Source organism: Rheinheimera sp. (assembly GCF_037442525.1).
Taxonomy (GTDB): domain Bacteria; phylum Pseudomonadota; class Gammaproteobacteria; order Enterobacterales; family Alteromonadaceae; genus Pararheinheimera.
This window is the reverse complement of the sequence record NZ_JBBIQD010000001.1, coordinates 417,314-431,993: the sequence shown is the minus strand read 5'-3', so window position 1 is coordinate 431,993 and position 14,680 is coordinate 417,314. Positions and strand designations below refer to the sequence as shown.

The 14,680-nt window shown below is 53.2% G+C and carries 9 protein-coding genes; 7 read left to right on the top strand and 2 right to left on the bottom strand.

Going from position 1 to position 14,680, the window contains the following annotated elements; translation table 11 throughout:
* Positions 1-8 precede the first annotated feature (8 nt).
* A complete protein-coding gene (locus tag WKJ03_RS01935) occupies positions 9-1,679 on the bottom strand; it encodes a hypothetical protein (RefSeq protein WP_337840469.1) in 1,671 nt (556 codons plus the stop codon).
* A 159-nt stretch (positions 1,680-1,838) separates the two neighbouring features.
* Between WKJ03_RS01935 and WKJ03_RS01930 the strand changes: the two genes are divergently transcribed.
* The 4 genes from WKJ03_RS01930 (at position 1,839) to WKJ03_RS01915 (ending at position 5,433) form a co-directional block, all read left to right on the top strand.
* Positions 1,839-2,375 (top strand): RNA polymerase sigma factor, encoded by a 537-nt coding sequence (locus WKJ03_RS01930; RefSeq protein WP_337840468.1) that lies wholly within the window; start codon positions 1,839-1,841, stop codon positions 2,373-2,375.
* Complete coding sequence (locus WKJ03_RS01925) at positions 2,350-2,883, top strand: hypothetical protein (RefSeq protein ID WP_337840467.1); 534 nt, start codon at positions 2,350-2,352, stop codon at positions 2,881-2,883. The genes WKJ03_RS01930 and WKJ03_RS01925 overlap by 26 nt, the downstream gene beginning before the upstream one ends.
* A gap of 12 nt (positions 2,884-2,895) precedes the next feature.
* On the top strand, positions 2,896-3,843 hold the full coding sequence (locus tag WKJ03_RS01920) for a DUF4097 family beta strand repeat-containing protein (RefSeq protein WP_337840466.1): 948 nt from the start codon (positions 2,896-2,898) through the stop codon (positions 3,841-3,843).
* A 258-nt stretch (positions 3,844-4,101) separates the two neighbouring features.
* Positions 4,102-5,433: a DUF4397 domain-containing protein gene (locus WKJ03_RS01915; RefSeq protein WP_337840465.1), complete on the top strand. Its 1,332-nt coding sequence runs from the start codon at positions 4,102-4,104 to the stop codon at positions 5,431-5,433.
* Positions 5,434-5,486: 53 nt separating this feature from the next.
* On the opposite strand, the gene WKJ03_RS01910 is transcribed toward WKJ03_RS01915, so the two are convergent.
* Positions 5,487-6,950: an OmpP1/FadL family transporter gene (locus WKJ03_RS01910; protein ID WP_337840464.1), complete on the bottom strand. Its 1,464-nt coding sequence runs from the start codon at positions 6,948-6,950 to the stop codon at positions 5,487-5,489.
* A 191-nt stretch (positions 6,951-7,141) separates the two neighbouring features.
* On the opposite strand from WKJ03_RS01910, the gene WKJ03_RS01905 reads away from it, so the two are divergent.
* The 3 genes from WKJ03_RS01905 to WKJ03_RS01895 all read left to right on the top strand — a co-directional run bounded on the left by WKJ03_RS01905 (position 7,142) and on the right by WKJ03_RS01895 (position 14,642).
* A complete protein-coding gene (locus tag WKJ03_RS01905; RefSeq protein ID WP_337840463.1) occupies positions 7,142-8,281 on the top strand; it encodes an efflux RND transporter periplasmic adaptor subunit in 1,140 nt (379 codons plus the stop codon).
* 72 nt (positions 8,282-8,353) lie between these two features.
* Positions 8,354-11,590, top strand: a complete 3,237-nt coding sequence (locus WKJ03_RS01900) for an efflux RND transporter permease subunit (protein ID WP_337840462.1) — start codon at positions 8,354-8,356, stop codon at positions 11,588-11,590.
* On the top strand, positions 11,580-14,642 hold the full coding sequence (locus tag WKJ03_RS01895; protein ID WP_337840461.1) for an efflux RND transporter permease subunit: 3,063 nt from the start codon (positions 11,580-11,582) through the stop codon (positions 14,640-14,642). The genes WKJ03_RS01900 and WKJ03_RS01895 overlap by 11 nt, the downstream gene beginning before the upstream one ends.
* Positions 14,643-14,680 lie beyond the last annotated feature (38 nt).

Here is a 14,680-nt window from a genome sequence, read left to right as displayed (position 1 = left end):
GAGTATAGCTAATTTGCGCCGTCGGGTGAACCGAGCAGTGTGAGTATAAAAGCCAGGGCTTCAGGCGAGCGGTAGGAGTTATGGTTGGAGCTCACAATAAGCTGTTGTTCTGCTTTGGCTTGGTGTGCACTTAAATAAGGCACCACTCCGTCGGTCAGTTGGCTGCAACTTTGGGTGTCGACACAGGATAAAGCGCCGTTACTGCCAACTATGGAGTACACAGGGCGTTGATAAGGCAGCTGATTCAGTCCCTGCACCAGCGGATGGGATGGCGACAGCACCTGGACTGAGTTGGGGCCGCCTGCGGAAAAATATGGCTGCATAGCAGGCGTCAGCTGGTCCATGCCTATTTTGTCGAGCAACTGGCGGAACAGGCCGACAAAACTCCCTGGTAAGGTGATAAAAGCAGAGGTTAATCGGCCAAGCCAGGATTCAGACATCTCAGAACCCCCATGGGGGGTGTCGATAAAGATCACTTTGTCGACATAAGGCCGGGCTTCAAATAAAAAGATGTCCCGGATGCTGCTGAGCTGTTTTGCCGGTACATCCAGCTGTTCCGGACGTTGTAAAAATGTGCGGTCCCACAGCGTATAGCCGGAGTTCTGAATAAAGGTTTTGCTGATCAGCCCGCCCATGCTGTGGCCAATGACCACCATCTGCTGCAGCGCGGGGCTGCACTCTTGTTGCTGCAAACGCGCCAGCAGCGCATCGGTTTTTTGCCGCAGCCGCATTGCATTAAAAAAAGGTGGCGGACCTGAGGGGTAAAAGGCATGCCAGATTTGGTAACGGGCGGCCAGCTCTGGCTGTTGCAAAATGGCCAGGCTGAGCTCAAACCAGATGACAGGGCTGGAGTTTAAGCCGTGGATCATCAGGACGGGGATCTTATCGGCTGACAGCGGGGTCACACTGAACACGCCATACCGTTCCTCGCTGTCGGCGGCACTGAACAAACCACTCAGCTCAAAGTCCATCACTTTGGCATGCTGCATCAGCCATAAATAACTGGCCGCGGCGTCAAAACGCAGCGCCTGTTGTTTGGCTTGTTGCCCGTTGTAAGCACGGAAAAACAGTTTAATTTGCTGAGCCTCACCAAATTCCAGTCGTTCCAGCAGCACCGTATATGAGCGGTACACGCCTTCAGGCGGGTAGTTCAGGTCCACAGGCTGATCGGAGCGCTCTCTGGCGGCCACTATACTGACGCCAAGGCCATCAGTCGGTGGCTGGTACTCTTTACGGTCGGAGCTAAATAACGAGGTGGGCCACCACTGGTTCAACCGGGCACCTGTTTCGTCTGTCACAGGAAGCAGCTCCAGCCGCAGCGCAGGACGGCTTAGTTTTTGCCGGGGATGTAACTGCAGCAGCAACTGATTCAGGCTTTGGTTGTACAGGTGGACCGCCTGAGCTTTTTCCCCGGCACTTTGTGTGACCGGCAACCAAAGCCTGGCACAGCTTAATTGCCGCAGCGCACTATTGGCCGCGTGCTCCGGCAATAAGGCCAGCTCCGCACAATGACTGCGCAGTGCTGCCGGATTGAGCTGTTGCATCGCTGCATACTGGTAGGCAAAGAGCTGATTGGCTTCCAGTGCCTGTTGGGTGGAGGGCAATAAACGTAAAAAATGCGGGCTGCTGCAGGCGCCTAGCAGTAAAGATACGAAGATTAGCAGCACAGTGCGACGCATCAGGCATTGGCTCTTCAGGGGTTTACAGGTAGTCTGTCAGAGGAAGGTGCTGATTTACAACTAAAAATTATTTTTAGCATGGCTTTAAACCTTTGATAGCAAAGCGCACGACTAAGCTTTCAGTATTCAGAAAAATTCAGGCATGGAATGACCCTTACAGTGACCCAAGCAGTGCAGGACATGGAACAGGACTGGATCCATGCCGCCAAGGCCGGCGACCGGCAGGCGTTTTATCTGCTGTATCAAAAGTATCACCGCAGGGTTTATGCCATAGCGTTGCGTTTGTTGTCAGACCGGGCCAAGGCGGAAGACGCCTGCCAGGAAGTCTTTGTCAAGGTCTGGCAGCAGTTGAGCTGGTTTCGTGGCGACAGCAGTTTTGCCACCTGGTTGCACAGTATCAGTACCCGCACTGCGGTGGACTTGTGGCGTAAAGACCGCGAATCCAGGCGTTCTACCGATGAAATCCCGGAGCTCGCCAGCGACGAACCTGTGGATCATGGCGATCTGGACGCTTTGATCCAGCGTTTACCCGACCAGGCCAGAGCCGTATTTGTACTTTTTGCGCTGGAAGGCTATCAGCACAATGAAATAGCCGCTTTATTGGGGATTGCTGAAGGCAGCTCAAAATCGCAGTATCACAGGGCGCGTCAGTTATTAAGAGGGTGGTTAGATGAAAACCGAACAGCAGCTGGATGATTTAATTGCCGGTTTGCCACAAGAGCTGGCACCACAACGGGATTTATGGCCACAGCTGGAGCAGCGTCTGCAGGCTCAGGCCGAGCCAGGCCGGGTTGAACCCGCCGGGCGCAGTTGGCAGTCCTGGTGGTCCATGGCCAGCGCCGCTTCGTTGATATTGGCGTTGCTGTGGTGGGGGCAGGGCAAGGATCCCAGTCAGCTGGGCAGCCAGCCCGTTGCTGCAGTGCCTGACGTCAAAGTGGCAGCCCCCGGGTTTGCCGATGCGGCCAGCGCGATCAGTTTCCAGTACGAACAAGCCAAAGCCCTGCAACTGGCAGCGTTGACGCAGGTTAACCCTGTGTTTGCCGACTGGCAGCAACAGCTGGGCTACTGGGACAGTGCCATCAGCCAGGTGCAGATGGCGTTGCAGTACAACCCCAATGATGCAGGTTTAATAAAACAATTGCGTTCGCTGTATAACCAGCAGCAACGGTATTTACAAAAAGTGGTCCAGTCGGGCCTGGTGTAACAGGAGTAGCAAATGAAACATTATCTGGTTGTGGCAGGTCTGGCACTGGCAATGTCACAGGTATGGGCGGCAGAGTCCGTGAATGAAAGCCGCGCTGTGGCTGCCAATGAAAAAATCTTTATTGAAAACATGCGAGGTTATGTTGAAATTCGGGCTGTCGATGCCAAAGAGTTCAAGGTCTCTGGCACCCTGGATGAAAAAGCCGAAGGTTATACGCTGGAATCCAAAAATGGTTTTACCACCTTTAAGGTAAAAATGCCGAGTTTTAATAACTTCGATGGTGGTGATAACGACCAAGGTTCCAAACTGACCATCGACGTGCCGAAAGGGGCTGAGCTGGAGTTTCAGGGGGTGAATTCTGACGTCATTGTCAAAGGCATTCAGGGCAGCACTAAAATTACCAGTGTAAATGGCCGGGTAGATGCTTCTGCGTTGCGCCAGTTTGTGCAGCTGCAGACAGTGAATGGTGAAATTGACAGCCGTGATAACCAGGGCAAAGTCAGTATCAGCACAGTGAACGGTGCCATTAAAGACGTGGGCTCGGCTGGCCGGCTGGAACTTGAAGCCGTCAACGGTGAAATTCGCAGCAGCACCACAGCCAAAGAAGTTCGGGTCTCTGTGGTCAATGGCGAAGCGGATCTGAAGCTGGATGGGGTTGAGCAGCTGAACCTGACTGCGGTGAACGGTGCCCAGGAAGCCCAGCTGAAGAACTCGCTGGCCCCGCGGGTCGATGTATCGACCGTCAGTGGTGGCATGAAACTGACGCTGGAAAAAAACATCAGCGCCAAGTTTAATCTGGTCGCCAATGCTGGCGGTTCTATCCGCAACATGCTGACCGAAGATAAAGCGCAGCGCAGCAAATACGGCCCCCGTTCCAGCCTGGAATTCAGCACTGGCAAAGGTGAAGGCAACGTCGAAATGAGTACCGTCAGCGGCTCACTGAAAGTAGATACCTTCTGATCCAGTCAGCGTAAAAAAAGACCTGCATCTGCAGGTCTTTTTTTGCCCGGACGTCCTGGCCTTTCCCCCTGAGGGCCAATCTGCGGTTGTTAAAATCTGTGCTTAACAGATTCTTTTGCAATGCATGAACTGTGTCGTCTTGCTGCTGAAATGTTAAAGGCTGTGATTAAGTGTTGATTCTGGTAAAAACGCTAGGTTTTTCAACAGCTCACCAATACTCTCAGACCCGATTGTTAACTTCGGTAAAGAGAGAAACCAATGAATTTACGGACTCAGGGGATCAGGCTGGTTGTGCCACTGCTGTCGGCTTTTGTGCTGGTAGCCTGTGGTGGCAGTGATTCAAAAAGTGATGATGAAGGCTTCAATAAAAGCTATATCCAGTTTTACAACGGTTCAGCCAACAGCGCCAATACCTCGCTGACTGTCAAAGATACGGCAGCAGGGACTGCAACTTTTGGTGATGCATCGAATATGCTGACGATCGATCCGGGTTCTTACACCTATCAGCTGAAAAATGCGCAAAGCTCAGCGCTGATTAAAGAAACCACTGTTGATCTGAAGCAGTCGGAAAAAACCTTGCTGGTGATGACAGGCGACGTGGCCAACCCAACCATGCTGAGCCTGGTGCATAAACGCGAAGAGAGCTTTGATGATCAGTTCCGCGCTTTTTCAGCCAACCTGTCGGTGCAGTACAAAAATGTCGATCTGTACACTGCGGCTGAAACTGAAGACTTCAGCAAAGCTGTGTTGCTGGAATCCTTGTCAGACAAAGAACTGACTCAAACCGGAAAAATGCTCAAACGCGGCAAACTGAAGTTATTCCTGACTGTGGCCGGGCAAAAAACGCCATTTTTTGAATCGGCCGCTTATGACTTTAAATACACCACCAGCTATGTGCTGATTGTGCGGGACAAAATTGGCCCTATGCAGCAACAGGTGGCTGTTGATATTCTGCTGAACTCCACCACAGTGGAAAGCCTGGAGCATAAAGATGCCAAAGGCCAGATCCGTGTGTACAACAGCATGGACAATCAGCAGGGACAGATCGCCATCAATAATCTGCCTGTGGCCGAACTGCAGCAGGACAGCCTGACGCCTTACCTGGAATTCGTCAAAGGGGATTACAGTATTTCGGTACTGAATGAGCAGAACCAGTTATTACTGAATAATGTGTTACTGACGGTCAATCCGGGCCAGACCAAAGCGGTGGCTTTGTTTAAAGACGCAGATAATAAAGTGGGGCTGGTGAGTTTTGTCGAGCGTAATCTGCCGCAAATTCATGAGCATGAAGTCAATGTGCTGAACCTGACACCAGACTTTAAAAATCTGCACTTCTATTTTGTCCGTTCGAATGAAACCATAGAAACGGCCCGTTACCATGTCAAAGCACTGGAGTTTAAAAAGCAACAGGCGCTGACCTTACCGGACGACTTCTACTCTATCTCGCTGGTACAGGTGGCGGATAACGGCACCATCAGCCTGCTGGACAAAACAGCTGTACTGGAGTTTACCGACGGTGCTAACTATATTCTGACCGCAGAACCCTCTGCGCAGGCACCAAGTGGTTATAAAATTAATCTGGTGAAGTAATTTTCTTCAGAGCTGAAAAAGGCCGCAATTGCGGCCTTTGCTGTTTTTGGCAGTTAGAACTTGTAGTTCCACTGCACACCCAGTACCTGGGCCGTATTGCGGTAATTGGCCTGCAGGCCGGATTTATACAGCGCCACATTCTGCACATTGAATTCGCGTTCATTAATGCTGACGCTGTTCATCCACATATAACCGTAAGCTATATCCAGGCTTTGGTTGGCGCTGTAGGCCCAGTTGGCACCCCAGGTCCACCAAATGCGGTCTGTGGTTGGAACCCGGGCTGTTTTATGGCTGCTGCTGATCGGGTTTTCGTCATAACCCACACCGGTTTTCAGCGTCAGCTGTTCATTGTAAGCCACAGTGGTGCCCACAGAGAACGACCAGACGTCACTCCAGTACTCCGGAATATAACCAATATAACCTTCTGAATTCAGGTTTTGCGCCGCCTGCGTGCTCAGAGAAATGCTTGGGTTGGCGTCATCACTGACGATATCAATGCTCTTAAAGCTGCTCCAGCCCGTCCAGTTCACACTGGCTTGCAACGACACTTTGTCATTCAGGCGCTGATCGACACTGAAGGCCAGGTTCGCTGGGGTCGTCAGGTCCAGCTTGCTCTTTTCCGTCATCTGGCTGTTCGAGGCCAGTTTCCCTGTGCGCAGGTCAATGGCCGGCAGGGTCGGAGACACCACCAGGAAATTTGGGTTACCGACCACATTGGCGCCGGTAATTGGCGTGTTGGTAATAACAGAATCACCCTTCAGCCTGTATTTCACTTCGGAGTGGTACACCAGGGCCAGTTTAGTGTCGCCGAAGTTGGCATGCAGACCCAGGTTATAGCCCGGAGCAATATCGTCGCCATTGACTTCATAGTGGCTGTCACAATAGGCCGCGTTGTAAACATCCCGGCCAAACATGCTGTTGATGTTGGTACCCAGTTCACACAGGCCTGAGTGGTCTTTGTATTTGGATAAGGTACCTTCAACATAATTCAGGTTCACACCTAAACCGACAGACCAGACGTCATCAAGTTTGTAAGCCGCCGTTGGCTGCAGAGCAACCACTTTAATGGCGGTTTCATCGGCAAAGTAACGGCCAACAAAGTCATTGTTGTAATCAGACGACAGACCAAAAGGAGCGTACAGGCCTATGCCGTAGCTGACCTTGTCATTCCACTGGTCGGCATAAAATGCAAAAGGCACCAGTTCGTTGAGGGTCAGTTTTCCATCCGCAGAACCCTGCACAGGCATACCTTGGGCGCTGGTGGCGGTTGCTTCGCTGTAACGGGTTTTGGCGTGGATCAGGTTTAAACCACCAGAAAAATTGGCACCTTGCAATTGGGTCAACGCCGCCGGGTTGGAGTACACCAGCGAGGCATCCGTGATTTGCGCGCCGCGGCCCGCATAGGCATTGCCTGCTGCACTGACCGATTGTTCTAACAGTTTATAGCCTTCAGCAGTGGCAGAGGCGCTGCACAGCGCCAGTGCAACGGCTAAAGGGAGTGAAGCTTTTCGTAACATTTATTCATTACCCTGTGATAAAAATCGGCCGCATTATAGAAAAGAGGCGGCTTAGAGTACATGCTCTAAGACTGGTATTTTTCGCCACTGGTCTGATTGGTTTTTCACTAAATTCTGGCGAAAAACACTAACCCATCAACAGGGGGATGGATGTGTTTTTTATTTAAGTTATTGAATTTTACGTAGAAAAAATGATTTTTTCTGCTGGCACAGCCCATGCAGAACACTGGCAACTGATGAATAAGGATGAACTCACCATGAATACCCGCTCTGTATTTACTCAAAGTCTGATTGCCGGTTTGGTTGCCAGCAGCTTAGTGCTCAGTGGTTGTGGCAATGCTGAAGGCAGCCCGGATACAGCGACCAAAGCTGAAGTGCTGGTCAGCATTCCGGTCGAAGCGGCCATTGTAGGCCGCGGCGAAATCAGCAGTCTGTACCGCACCACCACCACGCTCGAAGCCCGCGAAGATGCGGAAGTGAACAGCAAATCCACTGGTATAGTGCAGCAACTGTTGGTGGAAGAAGGTGACCATGTCACTGCAGGTCAGGTATTGGCGACGCTGGACACTGAGCGGCAGCGGCTGAATCTGGCCAAAGGCAAAGCAGAACTGGGCCAGCTGAAAAGCGAATTATCCCGTCTGGAATCCATGTACCAGAAAAAACTGGTCAGCTTTGACGTGTACGACAAGCTGAAATGGCAGGTGGAATCTTTGTCTGCTTCTGTGGCCTTGTCTGAGCTGGCATTAAAAGAAACCCAAATCATTGCGCCTATCAGTGGTGTGGTGGCCCGCCGTTATGCCAAGGTTGGCCAGCTGATCACTGAGTATTCATCCAAAGCTTTGTTTCATATTGTTTCAGAGCAAAAGCTGGAAGCGGTGATTAACCTGCCAGAACACCAGCTGCCGCGCGCCAAAGTAGGCCAGACCGCGATGCTGCAATTTGCCGCCTTGCCAGCTCAGCAGGCGCACATTATCCGTATTTCGCCTGTGGTGGATGCCACTACAGGCACAGCCCGTGTCACTCTGGCCATCGACAACAGTGCCCGCGAACTGAAAGCCGGTATGTTTGCCCAGGTTGAGCTGCAATACGATGCCAAAGCCAATGCGTTGTTGGTGCCCAAACGTGCTGTGATGGCAATGGACAATCAAAGCTCAGTCTTTGTGGTCGGCAAGGACAACAAAGTGGTGCGCAAAACCATCAGCACTGGCTATGAATCTGACACTATGCTGGAAGTGGTCGATGGCTTAGCTGATGGCGATCAGGTGGTGACTGCCGGTCAGGCCAGCCTGAAAGAACAAAGCCTGGTGCAAGTCATAGCCCCCAAAGCCTGATCCCCTGCATCTGCAGGGCCTGCCCGCCCCGGGGGATTCCCCGGGGATAATCAACAACAATAGGGATTTTTTATGAAACTGGTGAATCTTGCAGTCGCCCGTCCTGTCACTATGTGGATGTTTACCTTAGGTATTCTGTTATTTGGCATGGTCGCTATGAGCCGGCTGGCCGTGAATTTATTACCCGATTTGTCTTACCCCACCTTAACCATTCGTACTGAGTATCAGGGGGCCGCTCCGGCTGAAGTGGAGCAACTGGTCAGTAAACCCATCGAAGAAGCTGTCGGTATTGTCAAAGGCATCCGTAAAGTGCATTCGGTGTCCCGTGCTGGTCGTTCCGACGTCATTATGGAGTTTGAATGGGGCAGTGACATGGATCTCGCCGGTCTTGAGGTGCGGGAAAAAATTGATGTGCTGTTGCTGCCACTGGACGTAAAAAAACCACTGCTGCTGCGGTTTAATCCGAACCTGGACCCGGTGATCCGGCTGGCGCTGAGCCGTGAGCAAGAGCAGCCGTTAAGCGCGGCGCAACTGGTCAGTTTGCGGACTTTCGCCGAAGAAGACTTACGCCGCCGGCTGGAATCCTTAGCTGGCGTAGCCGCAGTGCGGCCTGACGGTGGTCTGACGCAGGAAATCCAGATCCTGATCGACAACGAAAAACTCAGCCAGCTGAAGCTGAATATCAGCACCATTAATGAACGGCTGAAAGCGCAAAACGTCAATCAGGCCGGAGGCCGCCTGGAAACCGGCAGCAACGACTATTTAGTGCGGACCATTAATCAGTTCACCAGCCTGCAACAGATGAAAGATTTGTACATCACCAAGGTTGGGGACAGTCAGGTGCGGCTGTCGGATATTGCCGAAGTGCGCGACACCTTCGCGGACCGCCAGAGTGTCACTTACATTAACGGCCAGCAGGCCATAGAAATAGCCATCTACAAAGAAGGTGACGCCAATACGGTGCAGGTGGCCAATACGGTACGCTCACGCCTGGATGACTTACGCAAGCAGTTGCCGGCTGGCTATCAGCTGACGCTGGTGTACGACCAGTCCACTTTTATTAAAAACGCCATTGACGAAGTGAAATCCGCCGCCTGGCAAGGTGGTCTGCTGGCCATGGTGGTGTTGTATCTGTTCCTGCGGAATTTCTGGACCACCCTGGTGATCTCCATTTCCATTCCGGTGTCCGTGATTGCCACTTTTAACCTGATGCATGCGCAGGACATCAGCCTGAACATCATGAGCCTGGGCGGTATTGCGCTGGCCATTGGTATGCTGGTGGACAACGCCATAGTGGTGCTGGAAAACATTGCCCGGTACAAAGAGCAGGGCATGAGCCCGCTGGAAGCGGCGAAAAAAGGTGCCAGTGAAGTGTCGATGGCGATTACGGCCTCTACCTTAACCACAGTGGCGGTGTTTTTCCCGCTGGTGTTTGTCGAAGGGGTGGCAGGTCAGTTATTTAAAGATCAGGCGCTGACGGTGACCTACGCCTTGTTGGCGTCCTTGCTGGTAGCGCTGACGCTGATCCCGGCGATGGCAGCCAACGAGCGCAGCACTGCAGCTGTTGCGGCAGAAACCAGTGCGGAACCTTTTGTTCTCAAACCTAAACATTGGGCCTTATGGCCTTTGGTTCCGTTCCGCCTGCTGTTTCTGGCGGTGCGTTATCTGTTGCTGGGGCTGATGGCCGCGGTGATGGTACTGGTACGAGGCGTCAGTAAAGGTCTGGGGTTTGTGCTGAAACCTGTGCTGGCGTTAGTGCAGGGTTTTTTAACCGCTCTGGAAGCGGGCTACCGCAACCTGTTACGCGCCGCCTTACAGATCAGAGGCGCAGTGATCCTGGGTACTTTGGGCATCACAGCGCTGATTTACAGCCTGATCCCACGGCTTGGCTTTGATGTGATCCCGGCCATGAGCCAGGGCGAGTTTTTTGTGGAAATTCAGTTGCCTGTGGGCAGCGCCATTGAACGCACTGACGCCATGCTGACACAGCTGGCGGAGATCGCCAAAGCGCAGCCGGAAGTGGACCGCACTTATGGCATGGTCGGCACTGGCCAGCAAATGACGGTGGACCCGGCCATAGGCGGCACTCACTGGGGCCGGCTCAATGTGGTGCTCAAAGCAGGCAGCACGGCTGAGGATGAAGAACGTTTAATTGCGTTGTTCCGTCAGCAAGTCGCGGCGTTACCGGACTTAACCGCCAAAATCGACCGTCCTTCTTTGTTCAGCTTCAGCACCCCGCTGGAAATTGAAGTCTCAGGCCATGATTTGACCAGCCTGAAACAAACGGCCGATCAGCTGGTACTGATGCTGGAGCAGCAAGACCGCTTCACCGACATCAAAACCTCATTGCGCGCCGGTCAGCCGGAAATCAGTCTGCACTTTGACCATGGCAAGCTGGCGCAATATGGCATGAACGCAGCCGATGTGGCGAAGCGGGTGGCTAATTATGTGGGTGGCGAAGTGGCAGGCCAATACAGCATTCAGGACCGCAAAGTGGATATCCGCGTGCGTCTGGCCGAGCAGTACCGCAACTCGGAAGCCCAGCTGGCGCAAATTATTATTAACCCAGGCAGTGAAAAACCGCTGCCGCTGTCAGCTGTTGCCGAGACCAAACGCGAGACAGGCCCCAGCGAAATTACCCGTATCGGTCAGCAGCGGGTTGCGGTCGTCAGTGCCAACCTGGCCTACGGCGACCTGGAGCAGGCCACTCAGACGGCCCGTCTGGTGCTGGAACAGCTGAAGCTGCCTTATGGTGTGGGCGTGACTTTAGTGGGCCAAAGTGAAGAGATGGAACGGTCCTTTAATTCGCTGATCATGGCGCTGTTGCTGGCGGTATTCCTGGTGTACCTGGTGATGGCGTCTCAGTTTGAAAACCTGCTGCAGCCGCTGCTGATCCTGTTCACCGTGCCGCTGGCCGGGGCTGGCGCTGTGCTGGGTCTGTACCTGACCGGCACCCGGGTGTCAGTGATCGTCTTTATCGGGGTTATTATGCTGGCCGGTATAGTGGTGAACAACGCCATAGTGCTGATTGACCGCATTAACCAGCTGCGTGATGAAGGCATGGCGCTGTTGCCAGCTGTGGTCGAGGCCGGAGCCACCCGTCTGCGCCCTGTGCTGATGACCACCTTAACCACTGTGCTGGGCCTGTTACCTATGGTGCTTGGCAGTAGTGATGGTGCCGAGATGCGCTCGCCTATGGCCATCACCGTGATTTGGGGCCTGTCGTTGGCCACCTTACTGACCTTGGTATTTATTCCGGTGCTGTACGCTTTAACCGCGAAAAAACGGGAGCAGGATTATGCAGCATAAACCTCTGGCGCTGACCCGCTTTGCGCTGCAGCGCCCTGTCACCTTATGTATGTTGTTTTTGTCGATGCTGGTATTTGGCTTGCTGGCCAGTCGTATGCTGCCGCTGGAGAAGTTCCCCGGTATCGATATTCCGGAAATCTATGTGCATGTGCCATACCCCAATGCGACACCGGCGGAGACCGAACGGCTGATCACCCGGCCTGTGGAAGAGGCGTTGGCCACAGTCACCGGCATTAAAAAAATGCGTTCGTTTTCCAAAGAGGACGGCGCTGATGTGTCGCTGGAATTTAACTGGGAAGAAAATATCAACACCAAAAGTATTGAGGTGCGGGAGCGGCTGGACAATATGCGCCACCTGCTGCCACGCGACGTGGAACGGGTGATGGTATTTCAGTTTAATACCAGCGATATGCCGATTTTCCAGCTGCGTATTTCCAGCGAGCGTGATTTGGCCATGGCTTATGATCTGCTGGAGCGGGTGATTAAACGCCCGCTGGAGCGGGTATCCGGCGTATCCAAAGTGGAGCTTTATGGCGTGGATAAACGCCAGGTCAGCATCCGGCTGGACCCGCAGCGGCTGCGCAGCCTGCAGGTAGACCCGGCGGCACTGCTGCAGCAAATGCAGGACAGCAACTTTGCAATGACAGCAGGGGAGATCCGTAACCCGAACGAAAGCATCACTGTGAAGCCCATTGGTGAATTTACCAGCCTGGATGCGCTGAAGGCCTACCCCATACGTCAGGGCCTGACCTTGGGCGAAGTGGCGGATATTCAGCTGGAACTGCCCAAACGGGTGGAAGGCCGCCACCTGCATCAAACCTATGCAGTGGGCATGAATGTGTTTAAAGAGTCCGGTGCCAATCTGGTGGACGTGTCGCGCGCGGCCATAGCTGTGGTGGATGCTGCAGGGAAAGACCCGGCCTTTAATGGTATTAATTTATTCCTGATGGATGACACAGCCAAAGGGGTCACCGATTCACTGTCCAACCTGCTCAGCTCAGGCGGTATGGGCGCGGCGCTGTCTTTTGTGGTGCTTTATCTGTTCTTACGCCATATCCCGACCACCCTGGTGGTGGTGCTGTCGGTGCCAGTGTCCATTGCTATTACGCTGGGTGCTATGTATTTCCTTGGCTACAGCCTGAATATTCTGTCAATGATGGGGCTGATGCTGGCCGTCGGGATGCTGGTGGACAACTCAGTGGTGGTGACCGAAAGTATCTTCCGTGAACGGGCGGCCGACGCCGATATCAAAGCCGCCACAGAGAGGGGAGTGTACCGGGTCAGCCTGGCCGTATTGGCCGGTACCGCCACCACAGCCATTGTGTTTTTGCCGAATATTATTGGTCAGAAGGTCGATGTGACGGTGTTTCTGGAGCATGTGGCTATTGCTATTACCATTGCGCTGGGCGTGTCGCTGTTGATGGCATTGACACTGATCCCGCTGTTGACCACCAAAATCAAACAAATTCACAGCCAGCAGAATGCTGAGCCAAGCGCTTTGGACAAGTTTTACGGCCGCTGCCTGCGCTGGACCATGAATAAACCGAAAACGGCCACCGCCATTGCTTTTGCATTGCTGGCCAGTATTGCCATCCCTATGAGCCAGGTGTCAGGTGGCGACGAAGACGATGGGGATTCCAACCGGGCTTTTCTGAACTACAACATTCAGGGCAACTACAGCCTGGACGAAGTGGAAGCTGAAGTGACCCGGATGGAGCAGTATCTGTACCAGCACCAGGCCGAATTTGAAATTGAGTCGGTGTACAGCTACTACACCGCCAACCATGCCATTTCAATCATTATGTTTAACGATCCGCTGGTCAAACCTGTTGGCGACATCAAAAAAGCCATCCGCGAAGGCTGGCCAAAGCTGGTGCGGGCTGAACCCAGTTTTGGCTGGAGCGAAAGTGGCGGCGGCATGCAGCTGCATCTGGCCGGTCCGTCCACCGAAATGCTGACCAAACTGGCGGCTGATATAGTGCCTGTGCTGCGTGATGTGAAAGGCCTGGAAGATGTACGTTCAGAAATTGCCGACGGCCGTTATGAGCTGCAGATCAAACTGGATCAGGAAGCCTTGCAGCGGTACGGCTTAAGTGCGCAGGAGCTGGCCAATACGGTTAGTCTGGCGTTGCGTGGGGTGAATTTACGCACTTACCGCAGCGCCGAACAGGGCGAACTGCAGTTGCGGGTTTTGTACGATGAAAAAGTCAGTCATTCCCAGGCTGAACTGGAAGCCATTCCGGTGGCGGTGCAGGACGGGGTCAGCATCAGGTTAAACCAGGTAGCGCAGCTGAGTCTGCGGCCTCTGCTGGCCGAGATCCGCCGTTTTAACCGTCAGACCACCCTGGCCATTGGCATGAACCTGAATAAAGAGCTGACGATGGACAAAGCCAGAACTGAAATTCAGCAACGGATGGACCAATTGCAATTGCCACCAGGTTACAGCTGGTCTTTTGAAGGCAGTTTCCAGTACCAGGACGAAGCGCAGGGCATTATGGTGGTCAACATGCTGCTGGCGGTGGCCATGATTTATCTGGTGATGGCGGCCTTGTTTGAATCACTGTTATTGCCCACAGCTGTGATAGGTTCGCTGTTGTTCTCGATGGTGGGGGTATTCTGGGCTTTCCTGATCACCGGCACCAGCATGGGTATTATGGGGATGATTGGTATGCTGGTGCTGATGGGCATAGTGGTCAACAACGGCATAGTGCTGGTCGACCGCATTAACCAATTGCGTGCCGAGCGGCCGGACGCACAACTGGTGCCGCTGATTATCGAAGCCTGTGAAGCACGTTTGCGACCAATTTTAATGACCGTATCCACCACAGTGTTGGGTTTACTGCCATTGGCCATGGGCGATGCCACCATAGGGGGGGATGGCCCCAGTTATGCACCTATGGCCATTGCCATCATTGGTGGTCTGGTGTTTTCCACTTTAACCAGCTTACTGCTGGTGCCACTGACCTATTGGGGCTTAGTGCGTTTTAACGTCCGTTGGTCACAAATGCGGCAACAGGCAGCAGGTTTTGCTTCTAAGCTGATTTCTGCTTAAAACGCGCATCTTTGCATTTGGTTTGGGGCAGCTTGGCT